This window comes from Achromobacter sp. FW305-C-28 (genome assembly GCF_058783235.1).
On the sequence record NZ_JBYSYL010000003.1, the window covers coordinates 129,074 to 154,932 of the forward strand.

A 25,859-nucleotide genomic window follows, 5' to 3' on the forward strand; every position below is an offset into this window, starting at 1 on the left:
ATGGATACGACCGCGACCGCCGGCCTGTTCAATTCCGACGCCCGCCTCTACCGCCTGCAAGGCGAGGGTGCACTGGCGTCGCTGCATGTCGAAGGCTGGACCGGCCGCGAGGCGCTGTCGGGCGTGGCGCAACTGCGCGTGGTGGCCCTGTCGGAGGACGCCGGCCTGCCGTTGCAGGACATGATCTCGCGCCCGCTAACACTGTGGACCACGCGTGCCGACGGCAGCCAGTTAGGCCGCAGCGGCGTGGTGCGCGAAGCGGAACTGCTGGCTGGTGACGCGGGCCTGGCGCGCTACCGGCTCACGGTGGCGCCGTGGCTGTGGCTGGCCACGCAGCGGCGCGCCAGTCGCCTGTTTGAAAACAAGCCGGTGCTGGACATCGTGCGCCACGTGCTGGACACGTACGAAGGCTACGTCTACCGCATCGCGGCCGACGTCGAAGGCGCGCTGGCCGACCTGGCCCCGCGCCCCTATACCACGCAGTATCGCGAGACCGACTACGCCTTCGTGAGCCGCCTGTTGGCCGAGGCCGGCCTGGGCTGGACCGTGCTGGAAGATGCCGAGGTGCCGGCGCGCCACGTGGTGCAGATTTTTGCCGACAGCCGCAGCCTGGCCGAAGACGCGGAATCGGCCAGCGGCGGCGTGCGGTTCCAGCGCGCTAGCGCCACGGAGTCGCGCGACACCGTGCAGGCCCTGGTGCGCCAGCGCCGCCGCACGCCCGACAGCATCACCGTGCTGGGCTGGCATGACAGCGGCAAGCGCGCGGTCGCCGCGCAGGCGCTGGTCAACGCGGCCAGCGGGCAGGACGATGCGGCGGGGCTGGACTGGTACGACGTTGCCGGCCACGGCGGCTTTGCCAACGAGGCCCAGGCCCGCCGCCAGGCGGAACTGGCGCGCGAGGCCGTGCGCGCCCGCGCCGAGACCTTCGCCGGGCGCGGCGTGGTGCGCACGTTCCGCTCGGGCACGCGCTTCACGCTGCAGGACATGTCGTCGCTGGGGCCGACGGGCGAAGCGGGATTCGAGCCGGTCTTCGCGCTGGACTGGATCGAGCACGTGGGCATCAACAACCTGCCGCCCGACACGCGGGCGCCGCTGGCGCAGCGCCTGGGCGGGCTGGAGGCGTACCTGACGCTGGACGGCGAGGCGGTGGCCGCGCCGCAAGAGACCCTGCGCGGCGATGATTCGACGTGGGATGAGGCCTCGATCTCCCCCGACCCCGCCGTCCTCGCCAAGGCCCGCGAAGTCGGCTACGCCAATCGCTTCGAAGCGGTGCGCTGCGACCGCCCCTGGCGTCCCGCCTTGCCGGCAACGCGCGGCGCCCGCCTGGGCGGCGCGCCCTCGGTCCATGGCGTGCACACCGCCGTGGTCACCGACGCCGAAGGCGGCACGCAACCCAAGCAAAGCGACGAAATCCTGCGCAACAAGCGCGGTGACGTGCGCATCAGATTCCATTGGCAGGCGGGCAGCCAGGACGGCGAGGCCAGCAGCCGCTGGGTGCGCGTGGCGCAGCGCCAGTCGGGCGCCGGCATGGGCATCAGCTTCGTGCCGCGCATCGGGCAAGAGGTGCTGGTGCGCTTTCTGGACGACGACATCGATCAGCCCATCGTCGTGGGTGCGCTGTACAACGGCCGCGGCGAAGGCGGCACGCCCGCCACGCCCGGCGGGCGCGCAGGCAGCGCGGCCGATACGCAGGTCTACGCCGCGGCGCGCGACAACGCGCCCAGCGCCCAGGCCAACCTGGCCGCGGGCAACGCGCCGGCCTGGCACGGCGCGGCCGCAGGCGAAGACAACCACCGCAACGCGGCCGCGCTGACCGGCTTCAAGAGCAAGGAATTCGGCGGCGCGGGCTACAACCAGATCGTGTTCGACGACACCGACGGCCAGCTGCGCATGCAGGTCAAGAGCAGCCAGGACGCCTCGGAACTGAACCTGGGCCATCTCATCCACCAGGCCGGCAACTACCGCGGCGGCCTGCGCGGCGTGGGCGCCGAACTGCGCACCGACGCCTACGGCGCCGTGCGCGGCGGCGCGGGCGTGCTGCTCAGCACCTACAGCGCCACCGGCGGCAACGCCAGCGCCGTGGGCGATGCGGCGGGCGTACAGGCGCTGGCCAGCCAGACCGAGCAGATGGCGCGTTCGCTGGACGGCGTGGTCGGCGCCCACCAGGGCCTGCGGCTGGCCACGGCGCTGGGCACCAAGGGCCCGCAGGCCAGCGTGCTGGATGGCGAGAAGGCGCCGCTGGCGGCCATGCACCGCGCGGTCTCGGGCACGGTCGCGGGCGACAGCCTGGAAGGCGCGCGCGGCGATGCCGCGGCCAGGCACACGCAGGCCGCGCAGGGCAAAGTGCCGCACCCCACCGATCCCGTCGTGCTGATGGCCGCGCGCGCCGGGCTGGCACAGATCGCGGCCAAGCACCTGCAAGTGACGGCAGGCGAGGCCGTGCACTGGTCGGCCGGCAAGGACCAGAACCTGGCGGTGATGGGCGCGTTGCGCCTGCACACCGGCCAGGGCCTGGGCATCGTCGCGGGCCTGCAGCAGGGCGGGGCGGACTCGGGGCTGGACCTGATCTCGGCCAAGGGCAACGTCGACGTGCAGGCCCAGCACGACATCCTGCGGGTACAGGCGCAGAAAGACATCACCATCGGCAGCGCGCAGACCGCGGTGGAATACGCCGCGCCCAAGCGCATCCGCATCGCGACGGCAGCGGGCGCCAGCATCGTGCTCGAAGGCGGCAACATCACCGTCACCGCGCCGGGGCGCATCGACGTCAAAACGGGCAACAAGCAATTCGCCGGGCCAGACCGGCTGCCCTACGCCTTCCCGCAGTTCACCGTGTGCAAGCAATGCGTGCTGGATGCGCACGATGGCGTGCAGTCCATCACCGACAAGGCATGACCCGCATGATCGATTGGGAAACCCGGCTGAACGACACCCTGGCCGCAGCTGCCGAACTGACTGCCGGCACCGGCGCCACGCTGAACACCTACCTGCTGGTGGATTTTCGGGGTCGCCCCGAACTGGCCGAGCCTGTGCGCGCCAGCGCCGATCTCAGCCATGGTTCGGTCTGGGTCGGCACGGACCTGGCCATCTACCAGGACATCGCCCCGCTGCTGATCGAGGTCGATGACCTGACCCGCTTCGAACTCTGGCGCGGCCAGGACGAGCCGCGCGCCTCGCAGGTGCTACGCCTGCTCGACCGGCTGCATCAGACCGAAGGCGGCGAATATGCGCTGACGCACATCGTGTCGCCGTTGCCGCTGGCCGAACTGATGGCGCACTACGCCTATTACACCGACTACGGTCTGCCGGACGGCCGCGAGTATTACCTGCATTTCTACGACGGCCGCATCCTGGACCGCGCCATGCAGGTGTGGACGGATCGTGAGCGCGAGCGTTTCCTGGCGCCGGTGAACCTGCTGCGCTACGCCCGCCGCGACGGCTCGGTGGCGCAATGGACCGGCCTGGGCGATCAACTGGAAACCGGGCTGGACGCGCCCAGGCAGCAGCCTTTTTCGCTGGCGCAGCACGAGGCCCTGCTGGACCTGGACTACCCGGACAAGCTGGCGGTGCAGATCTGCCGCATCTACCTGGGCGTGCTGGGCAGCGACTTGCGGCAAGACGAGCTGTACACGCGGGTGCTGGCGCAGATGGCGCGCGCCCGCGCCTACGGCATCCAGACCGAACGCGACATGCTGGACTACGTGGCGTGGGGCATCACCATTTCCCCGCGCTTTGATGAACACGAGGCGATTGCGCCGGCCTTGCAGGCTTTCCAGGCACGCGGCGAAGGCCTGGCGCAGGCGCTGGCGCACGTGCCGGACGCCGTGTGGGATGGGTTGCTGCGGGCCGAGCAGGACCAGGAAGAGGGGAGTGCGGTATGACGCTATTTGCAGGCATGACGTTGCGAGGGAGCTCTGATGCGTAAGGGCCTGATTCTCGTATTGATGTGGTTGGGCTTGTTGACCGGCTGCAATAGCGAACCGAATTACCAGGGCGTCACTTTCGTGGTGTTCAACTACACCCCGTGGGATCTGGCCAGTGTGCGAATCACGGATGCCGATGGCCGAGCCGCCAGCATGGGCGCCATTGGCGTTGGTGGAGGTGAAGGGTCAGGCTCTTGCTGCTACACCCTCAAGGGAACGGACTTTTCGGTGGCCTGGCGAGGTGCCGACGGCGAGGAGATCAGGAAACATGTCTACGATGAAAAACTCGACGACGTGTTCTTCAACAAGACAACGACGTTGCACTTCCCCGCGACTGAAGTGCCGTCGGGCAAGGGGCCGCTTTATCTCCAGTTGCATATCTATCCCGATGAGCACATGGAGTTGGCCCTCGGGCGAAAACTGCTGGGGCAGACTCGCCTGCCACTCGTCGATACGACGGACTGGCTATACGAAAAGTACAGGAGCGCTCTGTCGGACTATCGCAGCGATTCGGAACTGTTGCGTGTTGTGGGCAAGGTCGCAAAAAAGGCCTGGATCAAATACCGCATAGAAGACGAAAGCGACATGAAGCAGTACATGTACCTGTATTTCACGGTCGCGTCGAACTTTGATGCCAACCCGGAAGTCGCCGAAATTCTTGCCAGGCCGGGTAGAAAACCCGGGGATTTCGCACGGACAATTTCGGGTTTCTCTCCAGAAAAAATAGACCAACTGCGGGCGACCGGTACGCCGGCGGGAGACAAGAATGGCTGATAACAATACGAATCTGGCCGCTGCGGATCGGACGCCAGCCTCGGTGCTGAAGGCTATGGCGACGAGTCAAAATGCATATCCCAGCAAAGACTGCCAGGAGTGCGGGGCAGTCATCAGGATCGGCTTCTTCTTCGACGGGTTTGGCAGGAGTCGCGATGTTGATCTGTCCCATCCCACGTTCTATTCCAATATCTGCCGTCTCTGGGACGCGCACTACGAGCAAAAGGATACTGGCCGTCCCGTCAACCAGTTCTGGTTCCGTTTCTACTATTCCGGGTTGGGAACCGAGCTGAACGAGGACGCCAAGAGCGACGATTTCATATACGCCGCGACGGTAGCGGGAAAGAAGCTGCTTGCCGAAGGAGGCAAGAATCTCACGAGCGCAGGCAAGAACATCACGCGTCTGGACGAAATTCCCGAGCGCGACGCATTGAAGCGGTTGCGCAGCGCGACGCAGAAGATGATCAAGGAGGGGTCTTTTTCTCCTGTGGTCAAGGCATACAAGGACGTCGTGAAAGACGTTCAGACACTGCCGGACAAGATGGTACGCATCTGGAACGCCTGGGACCCCGAGCGCCTGGTCAACCGGGCGAAAGGAACCGTGCGTGGATTTTGGGCGGGCTTCAAGAAAAACCCGTTGAAGGTGGCCTGGACGGCGGGCAAAGAGGTAGTCAAGAGCGTGGCGCTTGAAGGGGTTCCCGTTATCCGTGACAACGAAACGGTGGCCTACATCATGGGAACGGGGGTCGACGTCCGCGTGGATGCCGCCCTGCGCCAGCTTGTTGCTGCGCACGAGTCAGTCAGTAGCGAGATGAATAACGTTCGGCGCATCGAGATCTCGGTATTTGGTGGAGATCGAGGCGGAGTGATGGCCCGTCAGTTCATCAACGACGTCGTCAAGAAATTCCACCGCCGGCATGACAAGGATCTGGCCATCCTTGGAAAGAATGGCGCTCCCGATACCGAAATCAAGATCCGCTTCCTGGGCCTGTTCGATTCCGTGTCATCGATCATGGCTGAGAATGCCTTTCTTGGGTTCCTGCCGCTCACGGATTTCATCAAGCAGACGCACAAGGATCGGACATTGACGGTGCCCGGCGCGGTCGAAAAATGCGTCCATTTCGCTGCCGCGCATGAACTGCGCGCCAATCAACGTCTGGACAGCCTGGAAAAGACGCGCGGCGATCAGTATCTCTATCCCGGGTCCAGCGGGGATGTCACAGGGGTGGGGCCGGTGGGTACCCTGGGTGCTCGGACCGAGCTTTCTCGGGTTCCATTGAGGGATATGCTCAATCTGGCGCTTGCTCAAGGCGTCGCGCTCTACAGCATGGAACAGCTGTTCGAGAGACGGCCCGTCGTATTCACCATGTTCTCGCTGGCCGCGCAGATCAAGGACGGCGGGACCAGCCAATCCATCACAGAACTGGTCGACGCCTATCGCGGCGTCGTCAAGTACGAGCCGGGTATCGATTTCATGCCCCACATGGAAGTCTTCCTGCGCTGGCTGGCCGTCCGCTATCAAGACCCGGTCTTCAAGAGTGAACTGGCCGACCCCGCCGAAAAGTGGATCAAGGACCGCGATTTCTTCACCCCCGAACAGGAATACAACGAAGAATTCCGGCGCGTGTCGGCCTTGCCGGCGGACCAGCGCAACAAGCCCGAAAACACGGCGCGCCTGAAAGAGCTGGAAGCGCTGAAGAACGAACGCTGGGACCGTGCGGTCGAGAGCCGCGGCGAATTGCCGCCCAAGCGGTTCAAGCCGTTGTGGCAAAGGCTGGAAGAGGAATACCGCGAGCTTGAAGACGCCGAACGCACTGACGCGCAAGCCGAACGGCGCAAGGAAGATCTGCGTCGCAACAACCCGGATCTGGTGCGCAAGATCGAGCAGGTGAACCAGATGCCGCGCGACATGCAGAAGATGCGCAACGACATCATTGTGCGCAATGGCGGCACCTTGACCGAGGCCGACCAGCCCAAGGACCCGCTGGCCGACATGAAGGCCAGGCGCGCCACCCAGCAGCGCTTGCTGAACGTCTGGCGAGAGGCTAGCGCGGGCACCAATCCGTTGCCCCCCAAGGTCATGGCCTTGTTCGATTTCCTGGTGCACGATGCCATGCTGAGCAGTTGGCCGGATCACCTGCTGGCCAGCACGTCCCTGTACTTCCGGGTGCGCGACAAGGACATCTTCGGCAAGACGGACTACAAGGCCGAAGAGGCCAAGCTGAAGTCCGACACCGAATCGGCCGCGCGGGTGGACCAGATGCAGGCGCGCATGCAGGCCAACATGAACGGTATGACGCCGGCCCGGCCCTAGGGGTGCGCCTTGACGCCGCGCAGCTTGCGCCAGAGATGCTGCTTGATCCTGCTGCCGTAGATCCAGGACAGGATCGTCAGCGCGGCCAATGTCAGCGCGTACGGGGTCTGTCTGTCGTAGGGGGGTATCGGATTGAAGCGCGAGATCACGCTGGATATCTCGTCCGGCAGAAAATCCGCGATGGCCAGGGTGCTGAAAAACGCGGCGAGGATGGCGCCGCTGAGACGCGGGCGTTCCGCCGGGATGACCTCTTCGTTCCAGCATGCCCAGTACACCAGGTGCAGCAGCTTGATCACGAGCACGATCAGGGCGATCAGCGCGAGCAGTGCCAGAGCGATCAGCAGCGCGAGTATTTCGGGCGGGATCATGCGGGTGTGCTCGCTGGCTCAGCGGGGCGGCCGGCCTATTTCGCCGCCTGCACCTCGATCGTCACGGTGTTGGACCGCACGCCGTTGGACTCGATATACACCTCGTAGGTGGCGGGCGTCGTCGGCAGCTTGGCCTGGGCGGCCAGGTCGGTGCTGAACTGCGTGCCCACGCTGATGCCCGGGCTGATCGGAATACCCTTGGGCGGACGCGAGCCCGGAAGGGTGTCGACCTCGACGCCGGGTGGCGGGGAGGGGCGTTTGTATTCATAGGCCACCCCTTCGTACACCGCCTTGGTCTGCGTATTGACGGCCACGAAGCGCGGCAGCTTCTGGTTCTGCGACACGGGGATGATGCCTTGTGCGCAGACGGGGATCACCAGCGCGCCGGACGCCTGCGGCCGCACGCGGGCAGGGGCGGCGATGTTCAATTGATCGTCGCTGCCGCGGTTGGGCGGAATGCAGGCGTGGTCACGCACGGTGCCGATAGGGGCGGTGGCGAAGGCGGGCGGGTCGGTCCAGTCGGTGTTCATGGAAGCGGTCGAAGGTGCGGATGAGGAAGAAGGCGGGCCACCCACGGTGCGCGCCGCCGCCGGGGTGGCGGGCAGGGCGGCCGCCAGGGTCGCTGCCAGGGTGGCAACGCCCAGCAGGGCCAGGGCCGGCGCCAGGCGGCGCCCGGGCTTAGAACGAGGGCCAGCCACGGGACATGTCCACTTTGCGCACGGCCTTGGCGCAGTTCACGCAATAGCGGATGCTCAGGCAGTCGCCGCCGAACATCACGCACGAGCCGGTGTAGGTCGGGGTGGCCTGGCTGGCAGGCAGGCCGAAATGGCAATGGTTGCCGAATTGCGAATAGAAGTACGGCCCCTTGTCCAGCTTCGAGGCGTCCATGTCGGCCTCGTCGGGATGCGCCTGCACCCATTCCGGGCCGCTGGGCACCATGCCGATCAGGTGGCCGATTTCATGCACCAGCGTCTGCTGCTGGTAATCCATCGTGACCGGCTCCCACGGCGACATGGCGGCCACGCACAGCAGGTTGCTGTTGTAGAAGGCCACGCCGGCCGCCGCGCTTTCCATCAGCCGCACGCGCAGGATGACCTTGCCGTTGGTCGGCGTGGGCAGCAGGCCGGCCATGCGGATATTGACGGCGCTGCATTCCTTTGGCGCCGCGGCGTCGTAGGGCACCGGCGTCAGGCGGTCGCGCGGAATCGGGATCTGCCTGACCCCGGCCGCGGGGTCGGTGTATTCGAACAGGGCTTCGACCAACCAGTCGGTGTTCGGCTCGATGTGGTGCCAGAGGAAGCTGACGTTGCCGTCGGCGCTGACGAACTGGATCAGTTTGTCGGCGGCGCCTGGACCGGTCACGGCCTGGACGTAGATCGGCTGCACCGGCAGCATGGAGGCCAGCCGGTCGACGTGGCAGACCACGATGGTGTAGGGCTCGTGCGACGGGCCCTGCGAGCGCGGATAGATCGCGCGCGCCAGTTGGCGCAGCCGGGGGTCGCCGTCGTCGGTGAAGACATCGGAATTGGCGTCGCCGCGCCCGCTCACGGGTGGCAGTTGCACCACGTCCACACCGTGGCGAGCATACTCGGTGGCGGTGGGCTGGAATCCATGCGGACGCGCCAGCGTTTCCGGGCCGGGCAGCATGAGTTCCTGGATGTAGATGCGCCGCGCGGTCTCGACCAATTCCGTCGAGATGATCTGGTTCTTGTCGTTGACGACCTCGAACAGATAGGTGTTCAGGCCCGCGGCGGGCAGGGTGATGTCGTCGACCACCTTGGTGCCGTCCGGGTCGGTCACGTAGCTGTACGACCGCTGGTTGGGTTCGCGGTAGAGCGGCTGGCGGCTCAGTTCCCGCGCCGAATACACGGCGTTGCCGGGGCGCGGGCTGACCTTGACGGTAAAACGGTGCTGCCCGGCCTTGTCGAAGCGCACGCGGATCTTGGGCTTGTTGGTCTGGCGGTCCAGGCTGTTGAGCGCCTGGCCGTCGTTCCAGCGTTCGGCCGGCTCGGTCAGGTTGACGTATTGCAGCTTGGCGCCGCTGCGGGCCTGGTAGGGCGACGGCGTGGACGCAGGGCTGGGCGGGCCTTCCGCATTCTGGCCGGCGTCCTGGCCGACGGGGCGTGCCGCGACGCCGGGCAGCGTGATGCCGGCCGCTTCCATGACCCGCTTGGCCAGCCCGGGGTAAGGCGAATTGGCCACCGCCGGGATGTTCATGATCGTCTCGGCCACCTTGGGCAGCGTGACGCTGGCAATGTTGGGCGATTGCAGGATGGCGCCCACCACCGACGGCACGGCCGACTCGGTCAGGCCGGGCGTGCTGAGGATGGCGCCGGCCACCGCGGGCAGGTTGCTTTGGTTGACGTCGGGCATCGACAGCAGCGAGTTCACCGCCGATCCCAGCGCGGCGCCGCGGTCGCCCATGGCGCCCATCGCCTGGGTCATCACGGGGCCGATGGCCGAGCCCACGCCGCCGCCAGAGGCCGTCAGGTTCGATGCAGCCGACAGGGCCGAGGCCGCCGACGCGTGGCCCATGGCGCCGGCAGCCTGCGCGGCCATGCCGGTGGCGGAAGACGCCATGCCGGCGGTCTGCGCTGCCAATCCGGAGGCGGCCGCGGTGGATGCGCCTGCGCCGCCCGCCGCCCCACCCGATGCCGCACCGGCCGCGCCGCCCGATGCACCGCCGGACAGCAAGCCCGAGGCCTTGGCGCTGATGTCGGCTGCCTGCGAGGCCATCTGCGTGGCTTGCGTGGCCGCACCGGCCGCATTGGCGACGCCGGCCGGCATTGCGCTGGCCAGGGCCCCCGTGGCGCCCTGCGTCAGGCTGGCCGCGCCGCTACCCATCAGGGATTGCGCCGCGTTGCCGGCCGTCGATTGTGCGCCGCTCATGAGGGACGGCGTGGCGCCGCCCATCAGCGAGGGCGTGGACCCCACGGCCGATTGCGCCAGGCCGCCGACCTTGGCCGCGGCGCCCGATGCCAGGCTTGTGCCGGCCTCGGTCACCGACCCCATGGCCTTGCTGGCCATGGCGCCCAGGTCCTGCACCGGCTTGAACGCGGCGTTGGCCAGGGACTTGGCCTTGTCCATCATGTTTGACGCGGTATCGCTGGCGGCCGACAAGCCGCTGGACAGGCTGGCGGCGCCGCCGGCCAGGGCCGAGCCGATGCCGCCCAGCGAAGACGCGCTGCCGCTGGCGGCTGCGGCGTCGGACGCGCCTGCCGCATTCAGGGCCTGCCCGGCCCCGGTGGCCACCGCCTTCATGGCCGCGGGGCGGTGCACCAGTTCGGCCGTCACCAGCATTGGATCGCCGACCTGGCTGGACGGCAGTGCGGGCAGGGCGGCGGCATCGCTGGCCGGCCCGATCAGGTTGTGCGAGGCGCCCTTGACGGAAAACATCCCCGGGCCCTTGAAGAGAATGTCGCCACCGTCCATGACGATACTGCCGCCGGCCGCTTGCAAGGTGATGCGCGTGTTCGCCAGGATCTCGATGCTGTCGGTGGTGGACGTGATGGTGATGTCCTGGCCCGCCAGCATTTCCAGCATGTCGGTATGCGCATGGATCGACACCGGCGCGTTGGCGGCGATGGCGCGCAGCCCGCCGTCCTGCACGAACAGGCTGGTCGAGCGGCCCGACGCGCTGGCAAAGGTCTGGCGCGCCGCGACGTGGCCGTCGGCCTGCGTCGTGGCGTGCAGGTTCTCGCTGGCATGCAGGATGGCGCTGGCCGGGGTGGACAGGTTCAGCGAACTCGGCGCGTCGATCAGTAGGCGGGCGCCGTCGATGCGTTCGACGGGGTCGCTGCCGCTGCGTTCATTGGCGCTGGCCTTCACCGCCTGCTGGCCGCCGACGCTGCCGGCGTACCGGCCGTCGGCCTTGGGGTCCACCGCCTGGATCAGCGGATTGAATTGTTCGTTGGCCGCCAAGGGCCGCGCCTGGCTCCGGGTGGCCAGGTTGTCGATGCGCTGCGCGGAATGCTGCGCGCCGCGCAGCAGCAGCAATGCCTCTTGCGTATCGGCCTGGGTCGAGCGGGCGCTTTCGCGGGCGTTGGCCGACAGCAGCATGCCCTGGCCCGAGCGCACCACGGTCCAGGCGTCGGACCGCAACTCGAAGCCGGTGCCGCGCCACTGTCCGCGAGACGCGTCGTCGGCGCCTTGCTGCACCAGGTAGCCCAGGCCCAATTGCGATGCGGCGATGGAACTGGACAGCCGCGTGCGGACCTGGCCGGCCGTGTCATCGAACAGCCACTGGCTGTAGCCGCTGCCATCCAGGCCCTGGCTGTGCCAGCCGCTGAGCGTGCCCGGATGGTTGGCGTCGGCATCCACGCCCGCCGTCCAGGGCGGCAGGTCGGCATCGTTGTACAGCTGCGCCACGACGACCGGCTGGTCGATGTCGCCATCCAGGAATTCCACGACCACTTCGGTGCCCTGGCGCGGCAGGTGGTGCGCGCCCCAGTTGGGGCCGGCCTGCGCGCCGGTCACGCGCAACCAGGTGCCGGACTTGTCATCGCCCGGCGCGTTGCCGGCGTCGTCGCCATGGCTGCGATGGCGCAGGCCGCCGGCCAGCGGGCGTTCGCCGCGCTGCCACGGAAACTGCACTTTCACACGCAGGTCGCGGCCGGTGGTGATAGCCGCGTCTTCGGCCGTCACGACGACGGCGGTGGCGCCTTCGGGGGCGGTGGGCTTGGCGCGCCAGGCGGGCAGCAGCGGGGCGGCCGCCGGCTGGGCGCTGAAGGTGTTGCGATAGGCGCCGCGCTCAAGATCGGCCGCGCCCAGCACCTGGGCGGCCTGGCTGCCCAGGTTGTTGGCGGCTTCGTGCTCGACGTGCAGCAGGGTATAGCGGTTGCCGCCCAGTTCGTCCATGGCGCTGCCCGAACCCTGGGCATAGCGGTCGTGCTGCGTCAGCGTGAAGGTATGGCCCGGCGTCATCTGGCGCGCCGTGCCGCCGCCGTCAAAGCGCAGCATGCGCGCTTCGAACGCCTGCAGGCTGCGGGCGGCCTGTTGTTCGGCCGAGTCGTCGCCCGTGTGGCGGCCATGGCCGTCGTAGTCGTAGTCTTCCAGCGCGGGCAGGGCGCCGGCGTCCAGGTCGGAGGCCGCGTGGGCGCCATGGGCCAGCAGCGTGCGGTCGTTCCAGGCCAGGCGCGTCACCGCATTCGGGCGCACCTGGCGGGCCGCGCCGAAGCGCGTGACGCTGTCTTCGGATTCGGTGGCGTCGCTGCGGTGAAAGCGCAGGGTCGCGGCGGGGTTGTCGGGCCGCGCGGTGCGGGTGTCGAACACCACCAACCGGTGCTGCGCGCCGCCACTGCCGGCCTGCTGATCGCCTTGCTGGTGGTCGAAGCGGAAGCTCAGGCCGGCCTCGGCCATCAGCCGCAGCACGAAATCCAGGTCGGTCTCGCGGTACTGCGTGCGCACGGGTCGCGGCGCGGGCGGCTCGGTGATCTCGAAGGCGAACGACGCCAGCGGGTAGTCGGCAAACACGTCGGTCAGGATGTCGGTGACCGACTTGTCCTGGAACACGAAGCTGTCACGCCGCAGCCGCAGCGTGGCCAGCCAGGGCGCGGCGTGCAGGCGGTAGCGCGCCAGGCCGCCGTCGGCGCCCAGCGCGTCCACGCCTTCCACCACGGCGTGCCAGCGGCGCCAGGTGCCGTCGGCCAGCAACAGGCTGACGCTGATTTCCTTGCCCAGGAGGGGTTCCACGTCCAGCTCGGCGGACGAGGCCAGGCAATCGAGTGTCAGGGCGAACAGTTCCGAAACGCCTTCGCGCAGGTGCAGGCGTTCGACGGTGAGCGCGTCGCCGAGCGGTGTCTGCGCCTGCAACAGGCGCGCGTTCTGGGACAGGGCGGCGACGCCCAGGCTGCTGTAGCCCGAAGGCGTGGAAGAACGGTCGGTCATGGCGTGTGGCGGAACGTGAACCTTCAGGGCAGCGAGATGGTCAGATGCGCGGCGCGCGGCCCCAGCTTGACGATGTCGTGGTACGGGGCCATGGCAGTCTGCATGTCGCCATTCAGGAAGTGGCCCATGCCCAGGAAGGCCAGCAGGCCCAGCAGGGCGAACAGGGCGCCGATGCTCCAGAGTGGCACGTCGCGCTTGAGCGTATGGGCGATCTTGTCGGGCAGCGGCCAGTGCGGCGCAAAACCGGCCCGCTTGCCGCGCAGCAGCGCGATTTCATCGCCCAGGCGCGCGGTCAGGTAGCCGAGCTTTTCCTGGCCTTCGATCATGTACTTGCCCTGGAAACCCAGCAGCAGGCACATGTAGAACACTTCCAGCGATTGCAAGCGCGGCGCGCCCTGGGCGCGCAGGTCTTCCAGGCGGGAAAAGAAGTTCTCGCCGGCCAGTTGCTCGCCGAACAGGGTCAGTTGCAGCGGTTGCAGCATCCAGGCGTCGCGGATGGAAAAGCCGGAATTGAGCACCGTCTCGTCCACGGCCGCGCAGAACGCGTACTTGGTGGCGTAGACGTCTTCGGCGGGGATGTCCAGCTTCTTGGCGCTGCGTTCGAAGTCCGCCAGGAACTGCTGCACCCGCGCCGAGAACGACGCGGCGCTGGCGGGCTCCTGCCCGCTCTTGAGCAGGAACAGCATGAGGAAACCGTCGTACAGCAGGTCCAGCAGCGATTTGGCGGGGCGCGTGCCGTAGAAATCGGCGGCGCGGGGAGGGAGCGTGGCTCCGGGCATCAACGAGGGCGCGTCGGCAGTCATGGCGGGCTCTTTCGGTTGGCGTCGGGTTGGCGTCGGTCAGCGAGTGACAGCGATCAGGTCCAGTTTCAGTTCGGGGATGCCGGACGGGGCGTAGATGGCAATGCTGCGGGCCTGCAGCATGCGGTCGTAGAGCGAGCCGCGCGTCTGCAACGTGAAATAGCAGGCGCCCGGTTTGACCGGCACCGCCGGCGGCACCTGCGGCGTGTAGGCCAGCTGCACGCCCGGCATGGCCGACAGCACCAGCTTTTCGACGTCGTCGGGCGCACCGACCTTGAAGCGCAGCGGCACGGTTTCGGCCAGTTCGCTGGCGGGCGTGGCGGCCGACACCGACAGGTACAGCGCGGTGGTCTCGTCCAGCTTGTCGGAATCCAGCCGGCCCACGTGGAAGGACGGCCGCACTTCTTCCAGCACGATAGAGAAGTAGCGGGTCGATATCACGGTGTCCAGCAAGTCGCGCAGGATGGCGTCCAGCTGCGCGAAGGCCGCGCCCGGCTGGTCGTGGCGGTACGCGGGCAGGTCGGCCAGCGTGTGCACCTTGGAAAACGTCATCAGCGCGCCGGCCAGGCGCAGCATTTCCTGGAACAGGCGTTCGGGGTGCAACTGCGGGTTGTGGAACAGGTGCGACAGCGCCGAATAGGCCTCGTTGGCGGTATGCAGCAGCCAGAACGAGGCCACGTCGCCCGAGCGGAACTCGATGATGTTCTTGTTGGGTTCGCGGTGAAAGCCGTACAGCGCATTGACCTTGGCCTGCAGCGCATCGAGCAGGCGGCGCAGTTGTTCGAACAGCGCGCCGCAGGCCTGCACCGTCAGGCTGGGGGCGATGAAGCTGGTGTCCAGCTCGTAGCCCGCGCTGGCGTTGCGGCGCACGCGCGCCACGGGAATGGTCAGGAGCGCGTCGCGCGGTTCGTGTTCGGACAACAGCCGCACGTTCTTGCGCAGGAACGCCAGTTCGGCGGTGCTGGCGTTGGTGTACAGGTCGGGAGCGGGGCTGTCGTGGTGCGCGTAGCGGGCGTCAAAGCCCTGCGCCTGCTGCGCATCGCGGTAGTTGCCGCCGATGTCCTTCATGGGGTGCAGCGCCAGGTAGAACACCGCTTCGCTGGCGCCATCCAGGCCGTCCAGCGCCACGGCGGGCGGCAGGTCGTCGTTGTGGGGCGCGTTGTAGATTTCGCCGTCGGGAAAGATGGCCGACAACTCGGTGGCGCGCAGCATGCCGTTGGCCAATGCCGCGGCATCGAAGCGCACCGTGCGCAGCCCCCACGAATACGGGTGCAGGGCCCGGCTCATTTCCGCCAGGCGGGCCTCATGGTAGGCGTCCTGGCGCTGAAAATGCTGGGGCCGCAGGAACAGCCCTTCACCCCACAATACTTTTGCTGAATAACTCACGTTGGCTGGCTCTTGTCTATGTTCTATATACAGAGGGCGTCTGTTAACGACGTGGGTTGCGGCCGGATTCAGTCAGGGCAGCGCACCGATCCGAGCCTTGATGGATCGAATGGCGCCATGCCCGGTGGCTGCACGATCTTGCCCGTGGCCACCGTCAGGGCGCACGCATGCGCACCCAGGACAATGCCGCTGTCCGCGGCCGCTTTGACTTCAAATACGTATTTCCAGCGTTGCGGCGCTGGTGCGTAAAACAAGGCGGCGACGGCGATATAACTGGCGCCCTTGGGCACTTTTTCGACGTTTTCGAAGCGCTGGCCGGGCGTCAAGGTAATCTCGCGCGACGCAATGAGACTGTCACCCAACGCCGCCTTTTCCTGCTCAGTATCAACCAATTGCGTGAGCGGTGCGCGCAGAAATGCCTCGGCATTCTTCAAATAGTATGCTTTCGTAACGACAGCCGTAGGTTGACCACTACTGGCATTCAAATTTTCTCCGGCGTGTATCGCCAATTTCACATCCGTCGGCGCATTCGGGTCCTTTTTCAGGCCTGCCGCATCCATGGCCGTGCCGGTTATTCCGGCCACGGCGCCAAGCGCCGAAACCGCTGCGCAACCAGTAATGACGGGGACTGCCGCGATGGCGATCGTGGCCGCCAAGCATCGCGATAAATTGAGATGTTTTGACATGGCTCTTTATACCGGATCATGGAGACAAACTACAGATGACGGCACGTTGAACTACATTTCGTGGCAAGTTACATGACGTAATTCCCTGTAGTGGTGTACTAACAAAAAGTTGTTGAAATACGCGGCCCTTGGTTACATCAGACACGTGCCCAAAAAATGCAACTTTCCCGGTATTTCCTCATTGGCGGTATGGCGGCATTGATGGCGGGTTGTGCGGCTACCAACAAGCCCCAGACGGACGCCGAATATAAGCAGTCGATTACCCAGGCCACCGAAACGCTTGCCTCGAAAGGCAGCGATCAGGCGGTCGTCCAATTCCAGGAAATCGCACAGCGCAATCCGTCGCGCGGCGAGCCCTGGTCGTATATCGCCAAGATCCGCTTTGATGAACAGAAGTACGGGGAAGCGATCGTCGCCGCCGACGAGGCCCTGAACCGGGATTCGGATGACTTCACCGCCAAGACGGTGCGCGCCGTCGGTGGCCTGCGGGTCGCCATGCAGTCGCTGGCCGACCTGCGCGCCGACGCGCTGTTGGCCGGCAACGCCCGCACCGACGCGGTGGCCCTGGCCGCCGCCATGCGCGAAACGCTGGGACAGGACGTGCTGTTCCCCGAAGGCCGCAAGCCGCCGCGCACCGGCACGCGCCCGCCGCCCAAGCGTCAGGACGCGCCGCCGGTCGCGCCCGCCGCCAGCGCGGCGCCTGCCACCCAGCCGGGCCAGGCCACGAGCCCGACCCAGGCCGGCAGCGCCGGCCAGCCCGCGGTCCCACCCGCTCGCCAACCCGCAGTCCAATCCCCCGGCAGCGGTCAATCCGCCCCGCCGGCCCAACCCACCGGGGGGCGAGCGCCCGACCCGTTCGGCAATCTTCTCAAACCCTGATCGGCCCGCCGGCCCCGGCAGGCCGGGTCCGCTTGCCTTCGTCACTTCGCATCCCGCTTGGAGCCCCCATGGCTAAGAAAGAAAGCGTTCAGAAAAGACTCCAGAAAGTACGCCCGCCGCGCGTCCAACTGACCTATGACGTCGAGAAGGGCGACGCGATCGAGCAGAAAGAACTGCCCTTCGTCGTGGGCGTGGTGGGCGACTTCAGCGCGCAGTCGGAAGCCGAACTGCCGCGCCTGAAAGACCGCAAGTTCGTCAATATCGACGTCGACAACTTCGACGACGTGATGCGCGGGCTGGAACCGCGCGCCGCCTACCGCGTGAAGAACCGCCTGACCGACGAGGGCGGCACGTTCGGCGTGGACCTGAAATTCCGCTCGGTCGAGGACTTCCGCCCCGAAGCGGTGGTGCAGCAGATCGAGCCCCTGAAGGAACTGCTGGACATTCGCACCAAGCTGGCCGACCTGCGCAACAAGCTGGCCGGCAACGACAAGCTGGAAGACCTGCTGGGCGAAGTGCTCAGCAGCACGGAAAAACTGCAGCAACTGACCAGCGAAGCCGGCAAGGACGGCAAGGGAGGCAGCAATGAGTAATTCCGCCGCCGCGCATAGCGCGTCCGCCCCGGCCGCCGCCGACGCGGGCCTGCTCGACCAGATCGTCGAACAGAGCCGCGTCGCCAAGTCCACCGCCGAACACGACCGCGCCAAGGACCTGATCGGCGAACTGGCCCGCGAAGTCATGAAGGGCACCGTGGTGGTGTCCGACAACCTGTCCGCCATGCTCGATGCGCGCGTCGCCGAACTGGACCGCCTGATCTCGGCCCAGCTCAGCGAAGTGATGCACGGCGCCGAATTCCAGAAGCTCGAAAGCACCTGGCGCGGCCTGCATTACCTGTGCCAGGAAAGCAACACCGGGCCGATGCTCAAGATCAAGGTGCTCAACGTCACCAAGCGCGACCTGGTGCGCGACTTCCAGACCGCCATCGACTTCGACCAGAGCCTGATGTTCAAGAAGGTCTACGAAGAAGAATTCGGCACGTTCGGCGGTTCGCCTTTCGGCGCGCTGCTGGGCAATTTCGAGATCACCCGCCAGCCCGAGGACATGTACTTCATCGAGCAGATGTCGCACGTGGCCGCGGCCTCGCACGCGCCGTTCATCGCGTCGGCCTCGCCCGAATTGCTGGGGCTGGATACGTTTGCCGACCTGGGCCGCCCGCGCGACCTGGCCAAGGTGTTCGACACGGTGGAATACACCAAGTGGCGCAGCTTCCGCGATTCCGAAGACTCGCGCTATGTCGGCCTGACCATGCCGCGCTTCTTGGGCCGCCTGCCGTACGACCCGAAAGAGGGCACCTCGGTCGAAGGCTTCAACTTCGTCGAAGACGTGGATGGCACCGACCATTCCAAGTATCTGTGGTGCAACGCCGCCTGGGCGTTTGGCGCGCGCCTGACCGCGGCATTCGCCGACTTCGGCTGGTGCGCGGCGATCCGCGGCGTGGAAGGCGGCGGCCTGGTCGAGAACCTGCCGACCCACACCTTCAAGACGGACGACGGCGAAATCGCGCTGAAGTGCCCGACCGAGATCGCCATCACCGACCGGCGCGAAAAGGAACTGAGCGATCTGGGCCTGATCCCGCTGGTGCACTGCAAGAATTCCGACTACGCCGCGTTCTTCGGTGCGCAGTCGGTGCAGAAGGCCAAGAAATACAACACCGACAGCGCCAACGCCAACGCGGTGCTGTCGGCGCAGTTGCAATACATCTTCTCCGTGTCGCGGGTGGCCCATTACCTGAAGGCCATGATGCGGGACAAGATCGGCAGTTTTGCGTCCGCGCAATCGGTCGAGAGCTTCCTGAATCGCTGGGTCTCGCAGTACGTGCTGCTGGACGACAACGCGAGCCAGGAGCAGAAAGCGCAGTTCCCCTTGCGTGAAGCCTCGGTGCAAGTGGCCGAAGTGCCGGGCCGTCCTGGCGTGTTCCGGGCCGTAGCGTTCTTGCGGCCTCATTTCCAACTCGACGAACTGTCGATTTCCCTGCGTCTGGTGGCGGAACTTCCCGCCCAAGCCCAGAAATCCTGATGCTCGTCTGCTACGCGGTTTTTAACTGGAGAGAACTTTAATGAAGGACATCTACGTCAAATTCGGCAATCCTGCGCTCAAGGGCGAGTCCCAGGACAAGGACCACCCGGACTGGATCGAAGTCGGTTCCTGGCGCCACGAGATCATTCAGCCGCGCTCGGCCACCGCTTCGACCTCGGGCGGCCATACCGCCGAGCGCACCGAGCACGGTGAAATGGTCTTCACCAAAGACCTGGACGTGGTCAGCCCGCTGCTGTATCAGCACGCCTCGGGCGGCACCACTTTTGACGAAGTGACCATCGATTTCCTGCGGGCCGACGGCGAGGGCAACCGCGTCAAGTACCTGGAAATCAAGCTCAAGTACGTGATCATCTCGCGCGTGGCGCCGGAAGTGGTCAGCGAAGGCCTGCCGCACGAATCGTTCTCGCTGAAGTACGCCGCCGTGCAGTGGAAGTACACGCAGCAGAAGGTCGGCGGCAACCAGGGCGGCAACGCCCAGGGCGCCTGGAGCCTGACCAAGAACGACAAGACCTACTCGGTCTGAACCCGACCGCGCGGCAAGGCGAAGGCCGCGGCTCGTCCCCGGGCCGCGGTTTTCCGTAAATGAGGTCCGTGATGAAGGGATTCGAACCCAGTCTGTTCGACAAGTTGTTCGACGGGGATGGCCCGGCGCCGCATGCGCTGCGGCGCCTGTCCGTCGAGGAAATCAAGGAAACCGTCGCGCGCGACATCGAGGCCCTGCTCAATACCCGCATGGTCTTTACCGAGGCGTCGCTCAAGCGCTATCCGAATTGCCAGCGGTCCATCCTGACCTATGGGCTGTCGGACTTTTCGGGGTTGAGCCTGGCCAGTCACTACGACCGGGAATTCATCTGCCGGTCGCTGGAGCAGGCGATTGCCCGGCATGAGCCTCGGTTGACGCACGTGCGGGTGGTGCTGCAGGTCGACAGCCGCGCGACATCGGTGCTGTATTTCGCGATTACCGCGATGCTGGACGTGGGCCCGGCCCACGAGCCGGTGACGTTCGACGCGACCTTGCAGCCATCGACGCTGCAGTATTCGGTCAGCAAGGGCTGGGCCAAGGCCGCGGCGGCCGCCTGACAACATAAACGCACGCGGGCGCCGGCGGCCAACCGTCGGCGAGGAAGGGAAAGATGGAAGAACTGCTGCCGTATTACGAACGCGAGCTGGGGTTCCTGCGCGGCTCGTCGCGCGATTTCGCCCAGCGCTATCCGAAGATCGCGGCGCGCCTGGGCCTGTCGGGGGAAACCTGCGAGGATCCGCACGTCGAACGGATGATCGAGTCCTTCGCGCTGCTGGGGGCGCGCATCAACAAGAAGCTGGACGACGACTATCCGGAATTCACGGAAGCGTTGTTCGAGGTGATGTACCCGCACTACCTGCGGCCGTTTCCGTCGTGTTCTATCGCCCAGTTCGACATGGGCGGGGTGGCGGCCCAACTGACCGCGCCGGTGCGCCTGGCACGCGGCACCGAATTGAAATCCCACGCCGTGCGCGGCGTGGCTTGCCGTTTCCGCACGGCCTATGACGTGACGCTGGCGCCGGTGGCGATACGCCGCGCCGCGTTTGCGTCCACCGCCAACGCGCCGTCGTCCACGCAGCTGCCGCCGGGCGTGACCGGCCGCCTGTCGCTGACGCTGGCCTGCCTGGCCGAAACACAGAGCTTTGCCACGCTGGCCACCGACCGGCTGCGTGTGTATCTGCATGGCGAGCCGTCGTTCGTGGCGGCGCTGCGCGATTGCCTGTTCCTGCGCACTGCGGCGGCCTATATCGAGACGCAGCCCGGCCGCTGGAACCGCCTGCCCGAGGTGCCGCTGGCGCAGGTGGGCCTGGCCGAGGAAGATGCGCTGATCGATTTTCCGGCCAGCTCGCATCCCGCTTACCGGCTGCTGGCCGAGTATTTCGTCTTTTCCGAGAAATTCAATTTCGTCGACATCGACCTGGCGGCGCTGCGGCGCGCGGTGGGGCCGGTGCGCGAATTCACGCTGCACCTGCCGGTCAAGGGGCTGCGCGCCGATTCGAATACCGCGCGGCTGCTGGAATCGGCGTCGGCCGACAACTTTCGGCTGGGCTGCACGCCGGTGATCAATCTGTTCGACCAGCGCGCCGACCCGATTCGCGTGACGCATGCCGCCGCCTCGTATCCGGTGGTGGCCGACGCCCGCCGGGCCTACGGCTACGAGGTCTATTCCATCGACCGCGTGCGCCTGGTGCGGCAGAACGCGCAGGGCGATTCGGTGGTGGATTTCCGGCCGTTCTATTCGCTGCACCACGGCGAAACGCCTGAAGGCGCCAGCCATTACTGGACGGCCCGGCGCGACCCGATGGTAGCCGAACGCAGCCCGGGCTACGAGATGGAGATGTCCATCGTGGACATCGACTTCAATCCGGCGCTGCCGCAGACCGAGACGCTGAGCCTGGAACTGACCTGCACCAACCGCGACCTGCCGTCGCACCTGGCGGTGGGCCAGCCGGGCGGTGACCTGTTCCTGGAAGGCGGCTCGGTGGCGCGCGAGATCCGCATGTTGCGCCGCCCCACCCACACGCACCGCTTCCAGCAAGGCCGCGCGGCGCACTGGCGGTTGATCTCGCACCTGGCGTTGAATCATCTGTCGCTGGTGCACAGCGGCTTGCCGGCGCTGAAGGAAACGCTGCGCCTGTATGACCTGTCGCACGCGGCGGTGGCGGCGCGCCAGATCGAAGGGCTGGTGGGGCTGGACTACAAGCCCGCCACCCACTGGATGCCGGGCGAGCCGTTCGCGACCTTCGTGCGGGGCATCGAGATCCGCCTGACGATCAACGAGGATAATTTCGTGGGCACCAGCCTGCATGCCTTCGTGGCAGTGATCAACCGCTTCTTTGGCCTTTATGTGCACGCCAACAGCTTCGTGCAGTTGGTGGTGCTGTCGCGCCGCGGCGCGGAAGAAATCCTACGGTGTCCTCCATGCAACGGCGACGCGATCCTAGCGTAATCGAATCGCTGCTGGCCGAGCCGCAGCGCTTCAAGTTCTTCCAAGCCGTGCGGGTGCTGGAGCTTTGGTTTGCGCGCCAGGAAGGCACGCGGGCCAAGAATGCCGTGCCGACGCACCTGCGCTTCGTGAATTCGTCGTCGCTGGGCTTTCCCGCCAGCGAGATCGCGGGACTGACCGCCTTTGACAAGAACGGCCAGGCTTTGCACGACGCCGATGCGCGCCTGGCGGCACTGGCCGCGGGCACGCTGGGCCGGGTCGAGATCGAGCCGGCGTTCTTCGGCTTGCTGGGCGGGCAGGGCGCCTTGCCGCTGCATTATTCCGAGATTCTGAGCCACCGCGAAAGCGCCACCCGCGACCGCGGCGCGCGCGCTTTCTTCGACATTTTCTCGAACCGGGCGGCGGCGCTGTTCTACGCCGCCTGGAAGAAGTACCGTATGCCGCTGCGGCACGAGACCGAACAGGACCACCACTACCTGCCGCTGCTGCTGGCGCTGGGCGGCGTGGGCCACCCGGCGCTGCGCGACCGCCTGCATGCGGGCGAGGGCCGCGTGTTCGACGAGTCGTTGGCGCACTATGCGGCGGCGGCGCGGCAGCGACCGGTGTCGGCCGCCTATTTGCAACGGGTGCTGGCCGATTACTTCCAGGTGGCCCTGCGGGTCGAGCAGTTCGTGGGCCGCTGGTATCACGTGCCGCCCGAAAACCGTACCCAGCTGGGCCGGCCCGGCGCCGTGCTGGGCGTGTCGGCCATGGCGGGCGATCGCATCTGGCAGCGCGACCTGCGCATCCGGCTGTGGATCGGCCCGTTGTCCAAGTCGGCGTTCGCCGATTTCCTGCCCGGCGGCGCCCGCGCGCAGGCGCTGGAAAAGCTGCTGACGATGTTCGGCGGCCTGAGCTTCGAATACGAAGTGCGCCTGGTGATGGCCAAAGAGGACGTCGCCGGCAGCGCGCTGGGCGGCGACGCCGACAGCGGCGGCGCGCGCCTGGGCTGGAATTCCTTTCTTTGCACCGAACCGTCGGCGTCGGACCGCGACGACGCCAGCTACGAACTGCACACCATCCACTAAGAACAAGACAACCCAGAACATGGCCACTCCCCTGAAAACCCTGATCGGGAAACTGAACCAGACCTGCCGCCAGGCTGCCGAGCGCGCCGCCAGCCTGTGCATGGCGCAAGGCCACTACGAGGTAGACCTGGAACACCTGTTCCTGGCGCTCTTGGAAAAGCCGGCCAGCGACTTCAGCCTGGTGGCGCGCCGCAGCGGCATCGAGGCGGCCGTGCTGGAAGCCGACCTGAACGCCGAAATCCGCGGCTTCAAGAACGGCAACACCCGTACGCCGGTGTTTTCGCCACACTTGCCGCGCCTGTTCGAACACGCCTGGCTGATCGCGTCGCTGGATACGCAGACCACCCGCATCCGCTCGGGTCATCTATTGCTGGCGCTGTTGACCGAGCCGGATCTGGCCGCGCTGGCGCGGCGCGGGTCGCGCCTGTTCGAATCGTTCCGGCTGGAAGAACTGAAGCACGATTTCGCCGCGTTGACGGCGGGTTCGGAAGAGGCCGGCCAGTCGGTGGCGCTGGGCGACGGCGCCGCGCAAGGTGACGACGCCGCGCCCGCGGCTGGCCTGTCCAAGACGCCCGCGCTGGACCAGTACACCACCAACCTGACCGAGCGCGCCCGCGAAGGCAAGATCGATCCGGTGATCGGCCGCGATGCCGAAATTCGCCAGATGATCGATATCCTGACGCGGCGGCGCCAGAACAACCCCATCCTGACCGGCGAGGCCGGCGTGGGCAAGACCGCGGTGGTCGAAGGCCTGGCGCTGCGCATCGTGGCTGGCGATGTGCCGCCGGCTTTGGCCGGCGTGGCCTTACGCACGCTGGACATGGGCTTGCTTCAGGCCGGCGCCAGCGTCAAGGGCGAGTTCGAGAACCGGTTGAAAAGCGTGATCGACGAGGTCAAGCAAAGCCCCACGCCCATCATCCTGTTCATCGACGAAGCCCACACCATGATCGGCGCGGGCGGGCAGGCGGGGCAGAACGACGCGGCCAACCTGCTCAAGCCGGCGCTGGCGCGCGGCGAACTGCGCACCATCGCGGCGACCACCTGGAGCGAATACAAGAAGTACTTCGAGAAAGACGCGGCCCTGGCGCGGCGCTTTCAGGTCGTGAAAGTGGAAGAGCCCAGCGAAACCCTGGCCGCCAGCATGCTGCGCGGCATGGCGCCGTTGATGGAGCAGCATTTCGGCGTGCGCATCCTGGACGAGGCCATCGTGGCCGCGGCCCGGCTATCGCACCGGTATATCAGCGGACGGCAGCTGCCCGACAAGGCGGTGGGCGTGCTGGACACGGCCTGCGCCCGGGTGGCGCTGGGCCGCAGCGCCACGCCGGCCCTGATCGACGACGCGCGACACCGCCTGGCCCGCCAGGAGACCGAGCGTGCCGCGCTGCGCCGCGAGGCCGCCGCCGGCGCCGCGCAATCGACCCGCCTGCGCGAATTGGATGAGGAAATGGACGCCACGCGCCAGGCACTGACGGCCGCCGAGGCGCGCCTGGCCCAGGAAAGCGAGCTGGTGCGCCAGATTCATGCATTGCGTGAAGAACTGGAGGCCGCGGGCCAGGAACCCGAGCCCGAGACCGCTGGCAAGCGCCGCGGCAGCAAGGCCGCGGAACCCACGCCCGCCCAGGCGCAACTGGCCGAATTGCAGCAGCAGTTGCGCGCCTTGCAGGGCGAAGCGCCGTTGGTGCCGGCCTATGTGGATGCGCAGGTGATTGCCGAGATCGTCTCGGCCTGGACGGGCATTCCGCTGGGCCGCATGGTCAATGACGAAATCCGTACGGTGCTGGAATTGCAGCCGCTGCTGGCCGAACGCGTGATCGGCCAGGACCATGCGCTGCATGCCATTGCCCAACGCGTGCGCACCGCGCGCGCCGGGCTGGAAGACCCGAACAAGCCCAAGGGCGTGTTCCTGTTCGTCGGCCCGTCTGGCGTGGGCAAGACCGAGACCGCGTTGGCGGTGGCCGACATCCTGTATGGCGGCGAGCGCAAGCTGGTCACCATCAACATGAGCGAATACCAGGAGGCCCACAGCGTGTCGGGCCTGAAAGGGTCGCCGCCTGGCTATGTGGGTTACGGCGAAGGCGGCGTGCTGACCGAGGCCGTGCGGCGCCAACCGTACAGCGTGGTGCTGCTGGACGAAATCGAAAAGGCGCATCCCGACGTGCTGGAGCTTTTCTTCCAGGTCTTCGACAAGGGCGTGATGGACGATGCCGAAGGGCGCGAGATCGATTTTCGCAATACGCTCATCATCCTGACGTCCAACGTCGGTTCGTCGGCCATCATGCAGGCCTGCCTGAACAAGGCCGCGGACGAACGCCCGGACCCGGAGGCCTTGCAGGAACTGCTGGCCCCGCAGCTGTACAAGGCCTTCAAGCCCGCATTCCTGGGCCGCATGAAGACCATTGCCTACTACCCGGTGGATGACGACGCGCTGGCGCGCATCATCGGGCTTAAGCTGGGCCGCATTGCCGAACGCGTGCAGGCCAACCACCGCGCGGTGTTCGACTGGGACGAGGCACTGGTCGAGGCCGTGCTGGCGCGCTGCACCGAAGTGGACACCGGTGCGCGCAACGTCGACCACATCTTGAACGGCACCCTATTGCCGCAGATCGCCGAACAGGTGCTGGGCCGCATGGCGCAGGGCGAAGCGATCGCGCGCATCCGGGTGACCGCCGGCAAGAACGGCGACTTCCGTTACCGCCTGACCTGAGCCGGA

General features: G+C 66.7%; 18 protein-coding genes. 12 read left to right on the forward strand and 6 right to left on the reverse strand.

All coding sequences use genetic code 11. The annotated features are described in order from the left end of the window. The 4 genes from AC3WMR_RS09415 to AC3WMR_RS09430 are packed head-to-tail and all read left to right on the forward strand — an operon-like array spanning window position 1 to window position 7,011. Complete coding sequence (locus AC3WMR_RS09415) at window positions 1-2,895, forward strand: type VI secretion system Vgr family protein (protein WP_492266871.1); 2,895 nt, start codon at window positions 1-3, stop codon at window positions 2,893-2,895. Beyond that, a complete protein-coding gene (locus AC3WMR_RS09420; protein WP_492266857.1) occupies window positions 2,892-3,881 on the forward strand; it encodes a DUF4123 domain-containing protein in 990 nt (329 codons plus the stop codon). Before AC3WMR_RS09415 ends, AC3WMR_RS09420 begins: the two co-directional genes overlap by 4 nt. A 36-nt stretch (window positions 3,882-3,917) precedes the next feature. Then, on the forward strand, window positions 3,918-4,697 hold the full coding sequence (locus AC3WMR_RS09425; RefSeq protein ID WP_492266858.1) for a DUF3304 domain-containing protein: 780 nt from the start codon (window positions 3,918-3,920) through the stop codon (window positions 4,695-4,697). Then, on the forward strand, window positions 4,690-7,011 hold the full coding sequence (locus tag AC3WMR_RS09430; protein WP_492266859.1) for a T6SS phospholipase effector Tle1-like catalytic domain-containing protein: 2,322 nt from the start codon (window positions 4,690-4,692) through the stop codon (window positions 7,009-7,011). Before AC3WMR_RS09425 ends, AC3WMR_RS09430 begins: the two co-directional genes overlap by 8 nt. Here the strand turns inward: AC3WMR_RS09430 and AC3WMR_RS09435 are convergent. The 6 genes from AC3WMR_RS09435 to tssJ form a co-directional block, all read right to left on the reverse strand. Then, window positions 7,008-7,379, reverse strand: a complete 372-nt coding sequence (locus tag AC3WMR_RS09435; RefSeq protein ID WP_492266860.1) for a hypothetical protein — start codon at window positions 7,377-7,379, stop codon at window positions 7,008-7,010. The two genes, AC3WMR_RS09430 and AC3WMR_RS09435, sit on opposite strands and share 4 nt — an antisense overlap. A 35-nt stretch (window positions 7,380-7,414) precedes the next feature. After that, window positions 7,415-8,077 carry a hypothetical protein gene (locus AC3WMR_RS09440; RefSeq protein ID WP_492266861.1) on the reverse strand — a complete coding sequence of 221 codons (663 nt, stop codon included), beginning with the start codon at window positions 8,075-8,077 and terminating at the stop codon, window positions 7,415-7,417. Next, window positions 8,058-13,265 (reverse strand): type VI secretion system Vgr family protein, encoded by a 5,208-nt coding sequence (locus AC3WMR_RS09445; protein ID WP_492266862.1) that lies wholly within the window; start codon window positions 13,263-13,265, stop codon window positions 8,058-8,060. Before AC3WMR_RS09445 ends, AC3WMR_RS09440 begins: the two co-directional genes overlap by 20 nt. Before the next feature lie 23 nt (window positions 13,266-13,288). Next, window positions 13,289-14,068 (reverse strand): DotU family type IV/VI secretion system protein, encoded by a 780-nt coding sequence (locus tag AC3WMR_RS09450; RefSeq protein ID WP_025141186.1) that lies wholly within the window; start codon window positions 14,066-14,068, stop codon window positions 13,289-13,291. A 36-nt stretch (window positions 14,069-14,104) separates the two neighbouring features. Further along, entirely contained in the window at window positions 14,105-15,451 is a 1,347-nt protein-coding gene (gene tssK / locus AC3WMR_RS09455) for a type VI secretion system baseplate subunit TssK (protein WP_492266863.1), read from the reverse strand. A gap of 68 nt (window positions 15,452-15,519) precedes the next feature. Beyond that, complete coding sequence (gene tssJ, locus AC3WMR_RS09460) at window positions 15,520-16,137, reverse strand: type VI secretion system lipoprotein TssJ (RefSeq protein ID WP_175196297.1); 618 nt, start codon at window positions 16,135-16,137, stop codon at window positions 15,520-15,522. Between the two features lie 156 nt (window positions 16,138-16,293). Between tssJ and AC3WMR_RS09465 the strand changes: the two genes are divergently transcribed. From AC3WMR_RS09465 to tssH, 8 genes are all read left to right on the forward strand, one after another. Further along, complete coding sequence (locus AC3WMR_RS09465) at window positions 16,294-17,016, forward strand: hypothetical protein (protein ID WP_492266864.1); 723 nt, start codon at window positions 16,294-16,296, stop codon at window positions 17,014-17,016. A gap of 68 nt (window positions 17,017-17,084) precedes the next feature. Further along, entirely contained in the window at window positions 17,085-17,609 is a 525-nt protein-coding gene (gene tssB / locus AC3WMR_RS09470; RefSeq protein WP_263915622.1) for a type VI secretion system contractile sheath small subunit, read from the forward strand. After that, complete coding sequence (tssC, locus tag AC3WMR_RS09475; RefSeq protein WP_025141191.1) at window positions 17,602-19,092, forward strand: type VI secretion system contractile sheath large subunit; 1,491 nt, start codon at window positions 17,602-17,604, stop codon at window positions 19,090-19,092. Before tssB ends, tssC begins: the two co-directional genes overlap by 8 nt. A gap of 40 nt (window positions 19,093-19,132) precedes the next feature. Beyond that, window positions 19,133-19,636 (forward strand): Hcp family type VI secretion system effector, encoded by a 504-nt coding sequence (locus AC3WMR_RS09480; protein ID WP_006395404.1) that lies wholly within the window; start codon window positions 19,133-19,135, stop codon window positions 19,634-19,636. A gap of 71 nt (window positions 19,637-19,707) precedes the next feature. Then, window positions 19,708-20,193, forward strand: a complete 486-nt coding sequence (gene tssE / locus AC3WMR_RS09485; RefSeq protein ID WP_006395403.1) for a type VI secretion system baseplate subunit TssE — start codon at window positions 19,708-19,710, stop codon at window positions 20,191-20,193. Window positions 20,194-20,246: 53 nt separating this feature from the next. Continuing rightward, window positions 20,247-22,085 (forward strand): type VI secretion system baseplate subunit TssF, encoded by a 1,839-nt coding sequence (tssF, locus tag AC3WMR_RS09490; protein ID WP_492266865.1) that lies wholly within the window; start codon window positions 20,247-20,249, stop codon window positions 22,083-22,085. Further along, a complete protein-coding gene (gene tssG, locus AC3WMR_RS09495; RefSeq protein ID WP_175196318.1) occupies window positions 22,049-23,149 on the forward strand; it encodes a type VI secretion system baseplate subunit TssG in 1,101 nt (366 codons plus the stop codon). Before tssF ends, tssG begins: the two co-directional genes overlap by 37 nt. Window positions 23,150-23,168: 19 nt before the next feature. Beyond that, entirely contained in the window at window positions 23,169-25,853 is a 2,685-nt protein-coding gene (gene tssH / locus AC3WMR_RS09500; protein WP_492266866.1) for a type VI secretion system ATPase TssH, read from the forward strand. Window positions 25,854-25,859: the final 6 nt, after the last annotated feature.